Below are 16,370 nucleotides of genomic sequence, written 5' to 3'. Positions count from 1 at the left end.
ATGACGATGCTTCAACCGATTGAGATGAAACGCTCTCCACTTTAGCCACAGGCTGACTAGGCTTGTTCGCATAAGGCGAGGTAACAAACGCCAGTGTCACCATACCTAATGCAGCGACCGGAACCGTCCACGCGTATTTCTGGCTACCATGACGGGTATTGAAGTAGTGGCGAACCAAAATACTGAAAATCGCTAGACCCGCAAGAATCGCCCAGTTGTATTCAGAACCATATGTGCTTGGGAAGTGGTTACTGATCATAATAAACAGCACTGGCAACGTCAGATAATTATTATGGCGTGAACGCAGCAAACCTTTCGCCGGTAAGCTCGGATCAGGTTCGCGTCCTTCTTCAATGGCACTGACGAGATTGCGTTGTGCCGGCATAATCACGCGAAATACGTTACCGACCATAATCGTACCGATGATCGCACCAATGTGAATATAAGCACCACGACCACTGAATACCTGAGATAGACCATAAGTTGACGCAACCAACAACACAAACAGTACTAAGCCTAGCAATACTGGCGTCTTGCCCAGCGGTGAGTCGCACAGTAAATCGTAAATAAACCAACCAGCAATCAAAGCACCAACGCCGATGGCGATGGCGGTTTCAGCCGCAAGACCAGAACCTGGGGCGATCAAATAGATCTCCGCATTGAGATAATAAACCACTGCAAGCAGCAGTACACCGGTAATCCAAGTAAAGTAAGCTTCCCATTTAAACCAATGTAGATGCTCTGGCATTTCAGGTGGTGCAAGTTTGTATTTCTCTAAGTGGTAAATACCACCACCATGAATTGCCCAAAGGTCACCTGAAAGACCTGTTTTAGGATTAACTCGATTTAAGTTGTTCTCTAGCCAAACAAAGTAAAACGAAGCACCTATCCAGGCAATACCAACTATCATGTGAACCCAGCGAATCGCTAGATTCAACCACTCCGTGATATGTGGATCCATAATAAACTCCTTATTCACACCAAAAACGATGATTACTCAACTAACCCTTCGCTTCGGTTCTACAGCGCTGACTCCGTACGCTGCTCACTATGTTCAATCTCGTTGCCCGGTATATCTTCTAAATACAAACAGACTAAATCTTGTTCGAAATAGACTTCATCACAGTTATTACCATCACCACCGCGATCAACGACGAGAAATTGATCCTCTTGACTAAGAGCAAGTACCGGGTGATGCCAAACCCCTTTGTGATAATTAACACCTTGCTGACCATTACTTAAAAAAGCGCGGCATGATTCAAGGCTTGGGTTATCACCTTTAGGCGCAACAACAATAAGATAGGGTTGACCGAGCAACGGAACAAACGCTTGAGAACCCAACGGATGTCGTTCTAACATTCGAATCGTCAATGGGTAGTTAAGCGGCGTCGCTTGGAAAATACTGATGATCGCCTGACCATTTTCCTGCTGCACATCTGTTTCGGCGAGTTTGTGGTAACGACGTGTCGAGCCATTATTAATCATAAAATAATCGCTGTTCTCAACTTCAATCACATCACCAAACTCTGCAAATGCTTGTTTGGTTAAAGGCTCAATGGCTAAACGACGAGTTCCATTGCTCATATTTTTCTCCTCGCTTATTCCGCTTTAGTGCCAAATAAACGCAGACGGCTGATACCACCATCAGGGAAAATATTCAGACGTACATGAGTCACCGCTCCTAGCTCATTCACTTCGGCAACAAACTCATGGATATCATGCGCTTTTAGCTTCTGAGCCGGCAGCAATTCGCGCCAGAACAAGCTCTGGGTCGCTACTTGGTCATCGGTACCACCTTTGACATAAGCCGCTTGAATTGAGCAACTATCCGGGAAATTACCTTTAAAGTGCGCGGTATCAACCACTACGCGCTCAATGTTGCCTGCGTGACCAAGCGCAACAATCACCCAGTCGTTGCCAGGCGTACGGCGGCGTGCGGTTTCCCAACCATCGCCCATGTTTTCGCCTCGACCAGGACCAAGGATATTGGACTTATTTCCATAGTGTTCATCGCTACAAGCTAGCGCACGACCACCATTTTCTACTGCGGCAAGGTCGACTTTTTGTTGGCTATCGATTTGCTGCCAATCGACACTAGGACGCCCGTAAACACGCAGGCGAGCAACACCGCCATCTGGGTAGATGTTCAAGCGTAAGTGGGTAAACACTTGCTCGTTGGCAATCGCTTCAAGATGATGGTGATCACCTTGTAGGCTCATCGATGGCAGGATCTCTTGCCACTCTGTTGTTTCCGTTGGGTCACCTTCCGGTGAATAACAAGCATCAATCGATGCAGAAGGCGGGAAGTTACCAGTAAAGAATGACGTGTCGATGTCTACACCAGCAATGGTGCCCGCTAAACCTAAACGGATCACACAGTAATCGTAGCCTTCGCCACGTTTACGACGGCTTTCCCAACCGTCCATCCATTTCCCATTATCGTCATAAACGCCCTCTTTCCACTCTGGCGCTTCGCGGCGCAGTAGGCGGCTTTTATCCGCAAAGAAATCGTCAGTAGCGTAGAGTGCGGTTGCACCCAGTTTTTCGTCAGCAAGGTTAATGTACTGTTCAAAATCTAAGGACATGTCCTTTATCCTTCCAATTAATCAAAAATAGGTTAAATGAGTTGTACTCTTTCCAGAGTGAGTACCAATTGCCTGTGCAATTGATATCGATGCACAATAGTCGCCATCTCCGTGACTTACATATCGCGCAGGCGAAACAGAGCTATCTTGTTGATTTCCTGAATCGCAGTAGCAAACTCAGTTTCACTATCATTGCCTAATCGCTTCTCGAACGATTCAAGAATTTGGTAACGATTGGCCCCTTTCACTGCCATGATGAAGGGAAAGTTGAAGCGGCTTTTATAACTGTCGTTGTACGTGGTGAATTTATCGAACTCTGCAGCGGAGCATTGGTCAATACCAGCGCCTGCCTGTTCTGCGGTTGATGCTGCAGTAAGTTCGCCGTTAATAGCTGCTCGTCCCGCTAAATCAGGGTGAGCGTTGATTAGTGCTAGTTGCTTGGTTTTATCTGCTTTTAGCAGTGTGGTGGTCATACGCAAATGCAGATTCACTATCGCGTCGTCCGCATACGTCAGCCCTTGATCAAACACTGTTTCAGCCACCCAAGGGCTATGCTCATACACGTCAGCAAAGTAAGAGACAAAATCCGCTCGGCTCATTTGTGATGGTTTACAAAAACGAAATTCTGTCATGTTACTTCTCCCTGTTTGGTGTGTATGGATGGTGCTCGTGCCAATGGCGCGCGATGTCAACACGACGACATAACCACACGTCATCGTGCTGTTTTACGTAATCTAGAAATCGTTTCAAAGAGGCAATTCGACCAGGGCGACCGATCAAACGACAATGTAAGCCAATCGACATCATCTTGGGAGAGGTTTCCCCTTCGGCATACAGCGTGTCGAATGTATCTTTAAGATATTGATAAAACTGTTCACCAGAATTGAAACCTTGTACCGTAGCAAAACGCATATCGTTGACATCTAACGTATAAGGAATAACGAGTTGTGGGCGCCCTGCTTGGGTATGCCAATAAGGTAAATCATCATCATAGGCGTCGGAGTCATAGAGAAACCCGCCTTCTTCAGCGACCAAACGGCGTGTATTGGGACCTGTGCGTCCGGTATACCAACCCAGTGGTCGTTCACCTGTTAGCTGGGTGATAATGTCGATCGCTTTCGCCATATGGTCACGCTCTTGCGATTCATCCATATATTGATAATCGATCCAACGATAGCCATGGCTGCAAATCTCATGTCCCGCTTGGACCATAGCTTGCGCCAATTGTGGGTGGCGTTCTAATGCCATTGCAACGGCAAATACGGTTAGAGGAATCTCATATTCATCAAATAGCTTCAATACACGCCACACGCCCGCGCGACTGCCGTATTCGTAGATTGATTCCATACTAATGTGACGCTCACCTTTTATCGGCTGTGCCGCCGGGATCTCCGATAAAAATGCTTCAGATTCTTGATCACCATGCAGTAAACAACGCTCTCCGCCTTCCTCATAATTGAGCACAAATGATACGGCGACTCGAGCACCACCTGGCCATTTTGCATGCGGTGGCTGATTGCCATAGCCAATGAGATCTCGAGAATAATCCTTATCCATTCAGCCTCTCCTTGAAATAGTAAGTGCTTGTGGTTAGCACTCAGAACATAGATTCATTGTATACAATATTTTATCTTAATGTAAAGATTTTGTTGTTAAAGTTATTTTTATAAAATTTAAAGATAATATTCATATAGTTACCAACTTTAACCTTTATAAACTCGAAAAAACTCACTTCACACTTTCGCTTTTATGTCGACACATTTGATAACAAAAATGCAACATCAGGCTTTACTATCTGAATATTTCGTGTACATATATAGGTATCAATACAAAAAAACAAAAACAATTTTGTATACAATTTAATAACGCAAGCTAAGGAGAGCGCTGGGCGCAATTGGAGATTATGGGCAAACTAACTACTCACGTACTGGATACAATGCACGGCGTGCCTGGAGCGAACATTCAAGTTGAATTGTTTCGCGTTGAGGGCGATTCTCTAACTAAAGTTAAAACCGTCACCACCAACTTTGATGGCCGTACCGACCAACCTATTTTAGAAGGTGACTCGCTTGTCAGCGGTAAATATCAACTGGTTTTCCATGTTGCTGACTACTACAAGAACCGAGATGTTGATCTCGGTGAAATCCCTTTCCTAGATGATGTGGTGATTCGTTTTGGGCTAGGAGATACCAGCATGCACTATCACGTGCCGCTATTGGTATCACCGTACAGTTTCTCAACGTATCGCGGCAGCTAACAACGTCAAACTATAACGCCAATATAGAGCGTAAAACTAAACCGAGAGAATTGAAGTTCTGCACCTAATACCCTTAGAAAATAACATTCTTTACATGCAGAAAGTGGTATTCAATTTTAGAAACATCAAACCAAAAGGACTTGCTGACATGAATGAAAGCAAAGCAGAAGTACTGGATAACGAAAGTCAATCTGGTGGCTTACTAGAACGTTTCTTTAAACTGAAAGCACACGGAACCAGTGTTAAAAACGAAATGATCGGTGGTATCACAACCTTCGCCACCATGGCTTATATCATCTTCGTTAACCCACAAATCATGGCGGCTTCCGGAATGGATTCTGGTGCGGTGTTCGTCGCTACTTGTATCGGGGCTGCGATTGGCTGTTTGCTGATGGGGTTATTTGCCAATTGGCCTGTCGGTTTAGCGCCTGGCATGGGATTAAACGCCTTCTTCTCATTCACGGTGGTAAGTGAAATGGGTTATAGCTGGGAGGTAGCACTGGGCGCGGTATTCCTATCCGGTATCCTATTTGTCGGGATGAGTTTTTACAAAATCCGTCAATGGATCATCGAGAGTATTCCGCACAGTTTGCGCTACGCGATGACCGCGGGTGTTGGTCTATTCCTTGGTCTGATTGGTCTTAAAACTGCTGGTATCGTGGTAGAAAATCCAGCAACTTTGGTATCACTTGGTGACTTTACTAAGCCCGATGCACTTTTGGCAGCAGTGGCATTCTTAATTATCGCGGTATTGAGCGAGCGTAAGGTATTCGGTGCTGTACTGATTGGCATTCTAAGCGTTACAGCTATGGGGTTGGGACTAGGTCTCGTCGAGTTCAATGGCGTCTTTTCTGCGCCACCAAGTATTGCTCCAACGTTTATGGCGATGGATATTGCTGGGGCGTTTAACATCTCAATGGTGAGCGTGATTCTCGCTTTCTTATTCGTCAATATGTTCGATACTGCAGGTACCTTAATGGGCGTCGCTGAACGAGCACACCTGATCAACAAAGAGACAGGCCGAATTGAAGGGCTTAGCAAGGCATTAAAAGCAGACAGTATCTCAAGTGTCGCAGGCGCGTGTGTTGGCTGCCCGCCAGTAACCAGTTATGTCGAAAGTGCTGCGGGTGTTGCTGCGGGTGCACGAACAGGTTTATCAGCCATCGTCGTTGCTGCGCTGTTTGTCGCTGCAATATTTCTTTCGCCATTAGCTGGAATGATCCCTTCCTACGCAACAGCAGGTGCACTGATCTACGTTGCATTTGTGATGATGAGCAGCATGCAGCATGTAGACTGGAAAGATTTTACCAATGGCGCTCCTGCAGCAATTACAGCGCTAATGATGCCGTTAACTTTCTCTATCGCCAATGGTATTGCGCTTGGTTTTATCACTTACACCGTACTTAAAGTGGCAACCGGCAAAACAAAAGATGTCTCCATTTCGATGTACATTCTAACCGTTGTATTTGTTGCTAAGCTTGTTTATATCTAAGCGAGCCTTGTAGCAACTATCAGCCTTAGTTAACCACCCGCTCTAGTCAAATATTGTTTGGCTAGAGCGTTTTTGTTTCTACCCCATTTATGGTCAAGCGAATTCAATATGTACCCACGTTCGCTTAACGTTAGTTCTTATCAAGTGTTGTTATGGCTTGGTTTTAACGGAACAACCTTTAATTACCAACTGTGAAATGAACTCAGCAGCTTGATGATAATCTTGCTCATCAAGCTGCGACTTTTGCATCACGTTACCAATCTGCCAACTGAAATCCGCATAAGTTTGTGTCGCTGCCCAAATCGCAAACATCAAGTGATGGGGAGGCACTTTATCCATCAAGCCTTGCTCAGACCAAGAGGTAAATTTGTCGATGATCATCTGAGATTGCTTGAAAAGTTCATCGCCAATATCGTCTGGCAACGCACTCGCCCCAGACATCACTTCATTGGCAAACACTTTCGATGCATAAGGGTGGTCTTGCGAAATACGTAGCTTGGCGCGAATATATTGTCTCAGTGCCTCAACCGGATCATCCACCTCTTCCAGTGGACGAGAAGCCTCGAGTAATGGTTGGGTTACGGTCTGTAGTACCGCGTAGTACAACTTATCTTTGCTACTAAAATAGTAAAATACATTCGCCTTAGGAATATCCGCCGCTTTGGCAATATCAACAATTTTAGTCGCCGCATAACCATGAGTAGCAAACTCTTTACTGGCTACTTCAATAATCAACTGCTGATTCTTTTTTCTTATGCGACTCATGGTATTCCCTTAACGTTGAGTAGGTTCTCAGTGTAAACAATATGTTAGTGATAGCAAGGTGAGAGAAAGATTTTGCGACAAACTAAAACGGCCGCTTGAAGGCGGCCGTATAAAAAGATGACTAACAGAGGGTTATTTTGCTACTAGACACCATGTCGCGGCGACATTACGTGCGGTCATCTCAACGTTAAACGCAGCCTGTTTAAGTGCCGATGGCAGATCTACTGCCCCAGGAACCACGCTGAATACAGCGTCAATGCCATGTTGGTGCACCACGTTACAATCAGACGCGAGGCTACCCGCTATACCAATAACTGGCAAATCATATAATTTCGCTGTTTGCGCCACGCCCATTGGCGTTTTACCGTGAATAGTCTGACTATCAATACGCCCTTCACCGGTAATCACCAAAGCGGCGTCTTTTACCACTTCGGCAAGATTGGTCGCTTCAATAACAATTTGAATACCTGGGCGAAGACTCGCAGTGAGTAGCCCTAACAATGTTGCACCCAAGCCGCCAGCAGCACCTGCACCGGCTTGATTTATGACATCTTTACCTGTGGTACGCTCTATAATGCTTGCGTAGTGTGCAAGGTTATAATCCAACTGCTCAACCATCGCAGGAGTGGCGCCTTTTTGTGGACCAAAGACATACGAAGCACCTGTGGGACCACACAATGGATTATCCACATCACATGCGACTTCAAGCCGTACCTGTTGAAGCCGCGGATCTAAACCAGACAAATCGATCTGCTCAAGGTTCGCTATCGCGCCACCACCAAAAGCCAACTCGTTACCATCACTATCCAGAAAACGTGCACCCAGCGCCTGCGCCATACCAATTCCGCCATCGTTAGTGGCACTGCCCCCAATACCAATGATGATATGTTGCACGCCTTGTTCTAACGCAGCCTTAATCAGCTCTCCGGTACCATAGCTTGTGGTATTCAAAGGATTCCGTGCATCAGGCTCTACCAAATGTAAACCGGACGCCGCAGCCATTTCGACCACTGCGCTTACGCCATCACCAAGCAGACCATAAAACCCCTCAACTGGCTCACCAAGTGGACCGGTTACCACCGTAGAGGCTACCTGACCACCTGTCGCGTCAACCAAGGATTGTACGGTGCCTTCACCCCCATCTGCCATGGGTAATTTAATGTACTCTGCATCAGGTAAAACCTGTCTAAAACCACTTTCAATTGCTGTAGCGACTTGCATTGCGGTTAAACTTTCCTTGTATGAATCGGGCGCAATTACTATTTTCATTTTCTCGTCCTTAAACCAATCTGAGTGACTCTGCTGCGTCTGGGTATTACGTGCGGGGAAGGTAGAATTTACCTATTGTGCAAAAGCGGAGATGGCTCTCTTTACACTATTGCTTGGGTAGGTAAAAAGAAAAATCCCGAAGTAAGCCGCGAAAAGACCTGAGTAAGATAAAGCCCGTGCGGAAGCTCCTACCTGTTGACTTACAACGGGAACGCGTACAAAAGGAGACAAAAATACGCGATTTAAACCAAAGTTGTTCTATTTAGGGTTTGGTAAACCCAAGGAGTAAAAAGGGAGAGGAAGCCTTTTTACCCCGGAGCGAAATTAATCGCGAATTGAGTGTTTCGAGCGTTTTTCAATCGCCTTAATCAGCGCCGAGTGATCCCATTCATCGCCGCCTAGCGCAGCACAATCTTCAAATAGCTCTTGCGCCGTTGCCGTGTTTGGCAGAGCCACTCCCAGCTCACGCGCGCCAGTCAGCGCTAAATCCAAATCTTTCTGGTGCAACGCAATTCTAAAGCCCGGCTCAAATGTACCTGCAATCATTCGCTCGCCATGCACTTCTAAGATTTTTGATGTAGCAAAACCGCCCAGTAGCGCCTGACGAACACGAGCTGGATCAGCCCCCGCTTTAGAAGCGAATACCAGCGCTTCAGACACGGCTTCAATATTGAGTGCAACGATGATCTGATTCGCGACTTTACACGTTTGCCCTGCACCATTATCGCCAACCAAAGTGATGTTTTTACCCATCACTTCAAACAGCGGACGAGCCTGATCGAAAGCCTCCTGAGAACCACCAGCCATAATGCTTAAAGTGGCGTTAACCGCGCCGACTTCACCACCAGAAACTGGAGCATCAATATATTGAGCACCACTTTCGTTGATACGCGCAGCAAAAGCTTTAGTTGCCATCGGAGAAATTGAGCTCATGTCGATAACCAATTTGCTTGAGGCTCCACCAGCATTTAAACCTGCTTCTACACCTTTATTGCCAAATAGCACATCTTCTACCTGCGGCGTATTAGGTACCATCAAGATGACCGCATCCGCCAGTTGCGTTGCTTCCTCAACAGAATGAGTAACCACAGCCCCAGCTGCCACTAAATCTGCTGGCGCTGGATTGAAGTGGTCAGACAGTACAATTTCATACCCGGCTTTTTGCAGGTTAGCCGCCATAGGTCTGCCCATGATTCCAGTACCGATAAATGCAATTTTCATTTGTTTGTTCTCCATAACTTCGCCCTTTATGAATGGGCAACTCCGCAATTAGCGGTATAGGTTTAGCCAATCTAGGCCTTCTAATGTGGTGGTTTTCGGCTTGTACTCGCACCCGATCCAACCTTGGTAACCAAGCTCATCCAAATGCTTTAGCACAAATGGGTAGTTAATTTCCCCGGTACCTGGCTCATGACGCCCTGGGTTATCAGCCAGTTGTACATGCGCGATTTGTGCAATATTGGCACTCATCGTTGGCGCAAGATCACCTTCCATAATCTGCATATGGTAGATATCGTATTGAATAAACAGGTTATCGCTGCCTACCTCCTGAATAACGCTCTTCGCTTGCTCGGTGGTATTGAGAAAGAAACCTGGAATGTCGCGAGTATTAATCGCCTCAATCACTAGGCGAATGCCCGCTTGTTTCAAAGTTTGCGCCGCATAACGTAGGTTCTCAACAAACGTCGCGTGCGCTTCGCTGGTACTGACGCCTTGTGGCACAATACCGGCCAAACAGTTTATTTGGCTGTTCCCTAACACTTGGGCATAAGTGATAGCTTGAGCTACACCCGCTTTAAATTCTTCACGGCGGTTTGGATCAACCGCAATCCCACGCTCACCCGCTTCCCAATCTCCTGCAGGCAAGTTAAACAACACTTGGGTAAGTTGGTTATCATCCAGCTTCTGTTTGATCTGCTCTGGTGTCAGCGCATATGGAAATAGGTACTCCACTCCCGTGAATCCTGCTTTTGCCGCTGCTGCAAAACGGTCAACAAAGTCGAGCTCGGTAAACAGCATGGATAAATTTGCTGCAAATTTTGCCATTTTGATATCCTTATTCTGGTCTGTCAGCACCCAAGCCCTTTAGGAAAATAAGACTGGGCTTAAGTGCTTAGCAATGGAACTTACTGGTTGTGAGCAAGTGCTGTTGGCGCATCGGCAATGCTTTCTGCTAGCGCTTCAAACTCATTAATCGAGTCAATCTCAACGCCCATCGCGATATTGGTTACCCGCTCCAGCATCACTTCCACTACAACAGGAACTTGATGTTTGTTCATCAGCTCTTTCGCTTGTGCAAATGCCGCTTGCATTTGTTCTGGGTCAGTGACTCGGATCGCTTTACAGCCTAATCCCTCAACCACAGTGACGTGATCAACCCCATAACCTTCTAGTTCTGGCGCGTTTTGGTTATCAAACGCAAGCTGCACACAATAATCGATATCAAACTGACGCTGCGCTTGACGGATAAGCCCTAGGTAAGAGTTGTTCACCAGTACATGGATATATGGCAAGTTAAACTGTGCGCCTACGGCTAGCTCTTCAATCATAAATTGGAAATCATAGTCTCCAGATATCGCCACGATATCGCGATTAGGATCGGCAGCTCTCACACCTAAAGCGGCTGGCGTTGTCCAACCAAGAGGACCTGCTTGACCACAGTTGATCCAATTACGTGCTTGATATACGTGCAGGAACTGAGCGGCGGCGATTTGCGACAAACCAATGGTGCTGACATAACAGGTCTCACGACCAAATGCCTTGTTCATCTCTTCATACACTCGCATTGGCTTAATCGGTGCATCTTGATAATGGGTTTTGCGCAGCATAGTAGCTTTACGCTGCTGACACTCTCCTACCCATGTGCTTCGTTCAGGTAGTTTGCCTGCCGCTTGCCATTCACGAGCCACTTCGACTAGTAATTCCAGTGCTGCTTTCGCATCCGAAACAATGCCAAGATCGGGACAGAACACACGACCAATTTGAGTCGGTTCAATGTCGACATGCACAAATTTACGTCCTTTGGTGTACACATCCAGTGAACCTGTATGTCGGTTTGCCCAACGGTTACCAATGCCAAAGACAAAATCTGATTCTAGTAGTGTTGCGTTGCCATAACGATGAGCGGTTTGTAAACCAACCATCCCCGCCATCAATTCGTGATCATCGGCAATTGAGCCCCACCCCATTAGTGTTGGAATAACGGGCACACCAGTTATTTCAGCGAACTGCTGCAGCAGCGCCTCGGCCCCTGCATTAATAACGCCACCACCTGAGACAATGATTGGATTAGTCGATTCACACATCATCGCCATTGCTTTTTCAACTTGGGCGCGAGTCGCTTTGGGTTGATACGGCTCTAGTGGTTCATAAGTATCGATATCAAATTCAATTTCTGTCAGTTGCACATCTAGCGGCAGGTCAATCAATACTGGTCCCGGGCGTCCTGAGCGCATTAGATGAAATGCATGTTGAAATGCTCGTGGTACCTGAGCTGGTTCGAGTACCGTCGTTGCCCATTTAGTGACAGGTTTGGCAATGGACTCGATATCTACAGCCTGAAAATCCTCTTTATGTAAACGAGCAGTTGGCGCTTGACCAGTAATACATAAGATAGGAATTGAATCTGCGGACGCAGAATATAGACCTGTGATCATATCGGTACCGGCAGGACCTGAAGTTCCGATACACACGCCAATGTTATCCTGTTTTGTACGGGTGTAACCTTCTGCCATGTGGGATGCACCTTCAACATGACGCGCAAGCACATGATCAATGCCACCGAGCTTTTTCATCGCGGCATACATAGGATTGATAGCCGCCCCAGGAACACCAAAGGCAATATCTACACCTTCCTTTTTTAGAACTTCAACTGCGGCTTCTATTGCCTTCATCTTTGCCATGCTAACCTCCATTTAGATTGTATACAATTCAAAGATACTTTGTGTACTATGAACCAAAATAGAAAATTATCAACCCCAAAAAGCAACATTTTCACAACATCAACCAACCACAAAAACCCATCAACGAGCCTTAAAAGCCTAGAAATCATTGCTTTATATAAAATATCTTAACGTAAAATTATTTTACCAAGCACACAAATGCTAAATATTTGTTAAATAATCTTTGATTGTTTACATGAATTGCAATATAAGTATTCGTGAACAAATAACTTTGTACACAAAATCATTCGATATTGTTTAAAGGAGACAAACAATGAGTCTGAACGATGTAGCAGAAAGAGAGAAAACCGCTTGTCTACACGTGGTCGGTAATATGGATAACCCTGAGTATTCAAGCATTCTAACCAAAGAAGCACTCTCTTTTTTAACCAAACTTGTCAAAGAATTTGCCCCACGACGAGATGCCTTGCTGCAAACTCGCGAACTACAACAACAAAGCTATGATGCGGGTCAATTACCTAACTTTCGCTCGGATACACGTGCAATTCGAGAAGATAAAAACTGGAAAATCGCTCCACCACCCACACCACTGATGGATCGCCGCGTCGAGATCACTGGACCTGTAGAACGCAAAATGGTCATCAATGCGCTAAATTCCGGAGCGAAAGTCTTTATGTGCTGTTTTGAGGATGCCTCAGCGCCGACGTGGGATAACATGATCCAAGGACAGATCAATTTACGTGATGCCAATGCCGGCACGATCAGTTACTACGATCAAAGCAAAGATAAATACTATCAATTAAGTGACGATCCAGCCCTATTGATTGCTCGTCCAAGAGGACTGCATCTGCCAGAGAAGTCGATTCAATACCAAGATCAGCCGATCCCTGGTTGTTTAATGGACTTTGCCCTCTATTTCTATCACAACTACCTGACGCGCGCTGAGCAAGGGCTTGGAGTCTACTACTACATCCCTAAACTCGAGTCGATGGAAGAATCTCAGTGGTGGGATGATGTCTTCTCCTTCACCGAAGAATATTTTGGCGTGCAGGTTGGTACGATTCGCGCGACGGTACTAATTGAAACCCTTCCTGCTGTCTTCCAGATGGATGAGATACTTTATGCGATGCGTGACCATATTGTCGCTATGAACTGCGGTCGCTGGGACTATATTTTCAGTTACATCAAAACCCTCAAAAACCATCCAGATCGCATCCTACCCGATCGCCATGTAGTCGGAATGGACAAAGAGTTTCTCAACGCATACAGCCAATTGCTGGTGCGTACCTGCCATCAACGAGGGGCACTAGCTATGGGCGGCATGTCGGCCTTCATCCCTAGCAAAGACCCCGCTGAAATGGCGAAAGTGACCGCCAAAGTGATCGAAGATAAGGAGCGCGAATCCAACAATGGTCACGATGGGACTTGGGTCGCTCATCCCGCTTTGGTCGATTTAGCCATGTCTGTGTTTGAGAAAAACCTCTCTGGTAAACCCAACCAACTCGACTTTGTTAGCCCAGAGCACGAAATCACGGCAGAGCTATTGCTCAAGCCTTGTGAAGGCAGTCGGGATGAGGCAGGCGTGCGTAAGAACATTCGCATTGCTCTTTACTATATCGAAGCGTGGATCCGCGGATATGGCTGCGTACCCATCTATGGTTTGATGGAAGATGCCGCCACAGCAGAAATCTCTCGCGCCAACATTTGGCAATGGATCCACCATAGTGTTGTTTTGGATGATGGACAAACCTTCACCAAGCAACTATTCCAACAATGGTTATATCAAGAACTGAACACAATCAAACAGGAAGTGGGCGATACTCGATATGCTGAAGGGCGCTTTGAACAAACTGCTGACCTTTTCTTCGAGCTGTCGACAGCAAAAGAGTTCGCCACCTTCCTGACCTTACCTAGCTATCAGTTACTCAATTGAACTGATTCATCGCGCTCTCATTTAGACTAAAACTCTAAGAGGCGCACATTTATAGGAGATAACATGGGAAGTTTAACTCTAGAACAAGCACTCACGATTACTGACGGTACTTTTCGAGCCGCCATTCAGAGCAGTAGCGCGCCTCTCACCGTCGCGATTCTCGACAGTGGCGGTAAACTCATCTCATTACAACGTCAAGATGGGTCAAGCATGCTGCGCCCCGACATCGCTATAGCGAAAGCGTGGGGAGCGCTAGCGCTCGGTTGCTCGTCGAGAAAACTCGCCCAAGATGCTGATAATCGACCAGCGTTTATCTCCGCCGTAAATGTGTTGGCGCACGGCAATATGGTACCAGTGCCCGGGGGACTTTTGATCCGCGATGCTCAGCAAAACATTCTTGGTGCAGTTGGAGTGAGCGGCGATCTATCCGATGTTGACGAAAGCTGTGCACTTGGCGGCATTGACCATGCAGAACTCTATAGCGATGAACTTGCTTCGTAGAACGCTGCACAACTTTCGCAACGGAGTTAACACTGTTTTACTGGTCAAAAACAACAACGCCCTCAATAATTGAGGGCGTTGTCATTTATTCTTACATCGAAAACCTTACTCGTATTGAGTTAACCAGCCTTTCAATATGGTATTCATTTGCTTCTTCTGACTTGCATTCATGCCCTTAACTAACTTAGTTTGCACAGCGGCATGCTCTTCAATAATTTGATCAATCAAAGTAAAGCCTTGTTCTGTCAGTTCAACAGTAACACTACGGCGATCTTCTTTGCTGTGCTCACGGCAAATTAACCCTTTCGATTCCAATTTATCTAAGCGATTGGTCATTGCGCCCGAGGTAAGCATCATCGAATCAATTAACTCTGAAGGGGTTAAGCGATATGGTTTGCCACTTCGACGTAAAGACGCCAGCACGTCAAACTCACCTAGCTTCAGATCATAACTCTTATGCAGACGAGCGACTTCCGTTTCCATATATTTAGCGATGCGCATCAAACGACCCATGATCGCCATTGGCTCAGTTTCTAGATCCGGCTTTTCCCTTGCCCATTGTTCTACCACTCTATCGATAGCGTCCATGAATATTATTCTCCAGTACTAATGCTGATTGAATATCTTAACATAAAGATACTTTACAAACATCGATTTTAGGCGTACCTTTGAGACAAAAGTATCTTAACGTAAAGATAAATTCAATGAATATACTACTTGCCATGATTCCGGCGTTCTTTTGGGGAACCACGTATGCAGTAACGCAATTTACGCTTGCTGACTGGCCCCCATTATTACTGGGTGCGATTCGCGCATTACCGGCGGGATTACTGTTATTGGCATTTAGACCAAGCTTACCTAAAAAAGATGACTGGAAGATTCTTTTTGGTCTGGGGCTGATTAACATCGCCACCTTCTTTGGTCTGATTTTTGTTATGGCACTGACCTTACCTTCTGCAATTTCAGGGGTGGGGATGATTTCAGTGCCTGTATTTGCCATGCTATACAACTGGCTGATCAACAAACAGCGCCCAGGGATCATTCAATCACTGTGTGGGGCTGCTTTAATTGCACTTGCATGGATGCTGTTTGATCCAAGTTCAATCAGCTTAAACCCACTTGGGCTTGGGGCAATGCTTGCCGCCATTCTTTGCATTGTGATCGGCAGCTCGATCACCAAATCTCTTGGTAACCGCATGCATTGGTGGACAGTGCTGACATGGCAACTGATTTTAGGTGGCGTTATCTTGTTTATTGCCTCTAGCGTGCATGCTGTTATCGAGCCAGACAAATACCTAACGGTAATTGAAGGTTTCTCTTCAACCAATTTAGCTGGATTATTATGGGTAGTAGGATTAAACACTGCACTAGGTTATGGAATGTATGTATGGCTGCTGCAGCGCATGTCAGTGGTAGATTTCACCTTCGGTGGGATTGCCAACCCGATTGCCGGAATACTGTCTGGTTTAGTGTTGCTGGGCGAAAGTTTTACGCCTTTCCAATACAGTCTAATGATCGGCATGATCATCATGTCTTTGCTGCCGCAGGCCATTCTCGCCATTAGACAAAATAAAACCCCACCAGCACACATCAAACTCTAACCACCAAGCCGCTTAACATTAAGCGGCTTTCTCTTATAAGGACAGGCACCATAACGTAACCAAAG

Annotated in this window: 15 protein-coding genes and 1 pseudogene; 5 read left to right on the top strand and 11 right to left on the bottom strand. The window is 46.1% G+C overall.

The window, feature by feature from the left end; translation table 11 throughout:
- Nucleotides 1-45: 45 nt before the first annotated feature.
- The 5 genes and pseudogenes from GZN30_RS16025 to puuE all read right to left on the bottom strand — a co-directional run.
- Nucleotides 46-961: pseudogene (locus GZN30_RS16025) on the bottom strand (urate hydroxylase PuuD); the annotation flags it as partial.
- Nucleotides 962-1,020: 59 nt separating this feature from the next.
- Entirely contained in the window at nucleotides 1,021-1,584 is a 564-nt protein-coding gene (locus GZN30_RS16020) for an ureidoglycolate lyase (RefSeq protein WP_075648573.1), read from the bottom strand.
- A gap of 14 nt (nucleotides 1,585-1,598) precedes the next feature.
- Nucleotides 1,599-2,585, bottom strand: a complete 987-nt coding sequence (gene alc, locus GZN30_RS16015) for an allantoicase (RefSeq protein WP_075648572.1) — start codon at nucleotides 2,583-2,585, stop codon at nucleotides 1,599-1,601.
- A gap of 116 nt (nucleotides 2,586-2,701) precedes the next feature.
- Nucleotides 2,702-3,217 (bottom strand): 2-oxo-4-hydroxy-4-carboxy-5-ureidoimidazoline decarboxylase, encoded by a 516-nt coding sequence (gene uraD, locus GZN30_RS16010; protein WP_075648571.1) that lies wholly within the window; start codon nucleotides 3,215-3,217, stop codon nucleotides 2,702-2,704.
- 1 nt (nucleotide 3,218) lies between these two features.
- On the bottom strand, nucleotides 3,219-4,142 hold the full coding sequence (puuE, locus tag GZN30_RS16005; protein ID WP_075648570.1) for an allantoinase PuuE: 924 nt from the start codon (nucleotides 4,140-4,142) through the stop codon (nucleotides 3,219-3,221).
- Between the two features lie 346 nt (nucleotides 4,143-4,488).
- Between puuE and uraH the strand changes: the two genes are divergently transcribed.
- Both uraH and GZN30_RS15995 read left to right on the top strand, forming a co-directional pair.
- The gene (uraH, locus tag GZN30_RS16000) at nucleotides 4,489-4,842 is read left to right on the top strand and encodes a hydroxyisourate hydrolase (protein WP_075648569.1); all 354 of its coding nucleotides are present in this window, start codon (nucleotides 4,489-4,491) and stop codon (nucleotides 4,840-4,842) included.
- A 148-nt stretch (nucleotides 4,843-4,990) separates the two neighbouring features.
- A complete protein-coding gene (locus tag GZN30_RS15995; RefSeq protein ID WP_075648568.1) occupies nucleotides 4,991-6,334 on the top strand; it encodes an NCS2 family permease in 1,344 nt (447 codons plus the stop codon).
- Between the two features lie 150 nt (nucleotides 6,335-6,484).
- Here the strand turns inward: GZN30_RS15995 and GZN30_RS15990 are convergent, their stop codons facing one another.
- The 5 genes from GZN30_RS15990 to gcl all read right to left on the bottom strand — a co-directional run bounded on the left by GZN30_RS15990 (nucleotide 6,485) and on the right by gcl (nucleotide 12,270).
- A complete protein-coding gene (locus tag GZN30_RS15990; RefSeq protein WP_075648567.1) occupies nucleotides 6,485-7,099 on the bottom strand; it encodes a TetR family transcriptional regulator C-terminal domain-containing protein in 615 nt (204 codons plus the stop codon).
- 132 nt (nucleotides 7,100-7,231) lie between these two features.
- Nucleotides 7,232-8,368 (bottom strand): glycerate kinase, encoded by a 1,137-nt coding sequence (locus GZN30_RS15985; RefSeq protein ID WP_075648566.1) that lies wholly within the window; start codon nucleotides 8,366-8,368, stop codon nucleotides 7,232-7,234.
- 324 nt (nucleotides 8,369-8,692) lie between these two features.
- Entirely contained in the window at nucleotides 8,693-9,589 is an 897-nt protein-coding gene (locus GZN30_RS15980) for a 2-hydroxy-3-oxopropionate reductase (protein WP_075648565.1), read from the bottom strand.
- 48 nt (nucleotides 9,590-9,637) lie between these two features.
- The gene (gene hyi, locus GZN30_RS15975) at nucleotides 9,638-10,414 is read right to left on the bottom strand and encodes a hydroxypyruvate isomerase (RefSeq protein ID WP_075648564.1); all 777 of its coding nucleotides are present in this window, start codon (nucleotides 10,412-10,414) and stop codon (nucleotides 9,638-9,640) included.
- A gap of 80 nt (nucleotides 10,415-10,494) precedes the next feature.
- Nucleotides 10,495-12,270 carry a glyoxylate carboligase gene (gcl, locus tag GZN30_RS15970; RefSeq protein ID WP_075648563.1) on the bottom strand — a complete coding sequence of 592 codons (1,776 nt, stop codon included), beginning with the start codon at nucleotides 12,268-12,270 and terminating at the stop codon, nucleotides 10,495-10,497.
- Nucleotides 12,271-12,583: 313 nt separating this feature from the next.
- On the opposite strand from gcl, the gene aceB reads away from it, so the two are divergent.
- Nucleotides 12,584-14,203, top strand: a complete 1,620-nt coding sequence (gene aceB, locus GZN30_RS15965; protein ID WP_075648562.1) for a malate synthase A — start codon at nucleotides 12,584-12,586, stop codon at nucleotides 14,201-14,203.
- Nucleotides 14,204-14,266: 63 nt separating this feature from the next.
- Complete coding sequence (locus tag GZN30_RS15960) at nucleotides 14,267-14,704, top strand: GlcG/HbpS family heme-binding protein (protein WP_075648561.1); 438 nt, start codon at nucleotides 14,267-14,269, stop codon at nucleotides 14,702-14,704.
- 105 nt (nucleotides 14,705-14,809) lie between these two features.
- Here GZN30_RS15960 and GZN30_RS15955 read toward each other — a convergent pair whose 3' ends face one another.
- Nucleotides 14,810-15,292 carry a MarR family winged helix-turn-helix transcriptional regulator gene (locus GZN30_RS15955; protein WP_075648560.1) on the bottom strand — a complete coding sequence of 161 codons (483 nt, stop codon included), beginning with the start codon at nucleotides 15,290-15,292 and terminating at the stop codon, nucleotides 14,810-14,812.
- Nucleotides 15,293-15,408: 116 nt separating this feature from the next.
- Here GZN30_RS15955 and GZN30_RS15950 point away from each other — a divergent pair, with 116 nt between their 5' ends.
- Nucleotides 15,409-16,305, top strand: coding sequence for a DMT family transporter (locus GZN30_RS15950; protein ID WP_075648559.1), 897 nt, complete (start codon nucleotides 15,409-15,411; stop codon nucleotides 16,303-16,305).
- Nucleotides 16,306-16,370: the final 65 nt, after the last annotated feature.

Source organism: Vibrio ponticus (genome assembly GCF_009938225.1).
Lineage (GTDB): Bacteria > Pseudomonadota > Gammaproteobacteria > Enterobacterales > Vibrionaceae > Vibrio > Vibrio ponticus.
Note: the sequence above shows the minus strand (reverse complement) of the source record. Positions and strands in the feature narration are given on the sequence as shown.

Coding starts and splice junctions, on each gene's coding strand:
- GZN30_RS15980 (WP_075648565.1), bottom strand. CDS start 9,589: ATGAAAATTGCATTTATCGGTACTGGAATCATGGGCAGACCTATGGCG.
- GZN30_RS15960 (WP_075648561.1), top strand. CDS start 14,267: ATGGGAAGTTTAACTCTAGAACAAGCACTCACGATTACTGACGGTACT.
- uraH (WP_075648569.1), top strand. CDS start 4,489: ATGGGCAAACTAACTACTCACGTACTGGATACAATGCACGGCGTGCCT.
- gcl (WP_075648563.1), bottom strand. CDS start 12,270: ATGGCAAAGATGAAGGCAATAGAAGCCGCAGTTGAAGTTCTAAAAAAG.
- uraD (WP_075648571.1), bottom strand. CDS start 3,217: ATGACAGAATTTCGTTTTTGTAAACCATCACAAATGAGCCGAGCGGAT.
- GZN30_RS15950 (WP_075648559.1), top strand. CDS start 15,409: ATGAATATACTACTTGCCATGATTCCGGCGTTCTTTTGGGGAACCACG.
- GZN30_RS15985 (WP_075648566.1), bottom strand. CDS start 8,368: ATGAAAATAGTAATTGCGCCCGATTCATACAAGGAAAGTTTAACCGCA.
- GZN30_RS15990 (WP_075648567.1), bottom strand. CDS start 7,099: ATGAGTCGCATAAGAAAAAAGAATCAGCAGTTGATTATTGAAGTAGCC.
- puuE (WP_075648570.1), bottom strand. CDS start 4,142: ATGGATAAGGATTATTCTCGAGATCTCATTGGCTATGGCAATCAGCCA.
- alc (WP_075648572.1), bottom strand. CDS start 2,585: ATGTCCTTAGATTTTGAACAGTACATTAACCTTGCTGACGAAAAACTG.
- GZN30_RS16020 (WP_075648573.1), bottom strand. CDS start 1,584: ATGAGCAATGGAACTCGTCGTTTAGCCATTGAGCCTTTAACCAAACAA.
- GZN30_RS15995 (WP_075648568.1), top strand. CDS start 4,991: ATGAATGAAAGCAAAGCAGAAGTACTGGATAACGAAAGTCAATCTGGT.
- aceB (WP_075648562.1), top strand. CDS start 12,584: ATGAGTCTGAACGATGTAGCAGAAAGAGAGAAAACCGCTTGTCTACAC.
- hyi (WP_075648564.1), bottom strand. CDS start 10,414: ATGGCAAAATTTGCAGCAAATTTATCCATGCTGTTTACCGAGCTCGAC.
- GZN30_RS15955 (WP_075648560.1), bottom strand. CDS start 15,292: ATGGACGCTATCGATAGAGTGGTAGAACAATGGGCAAGGGAAAAGCCG.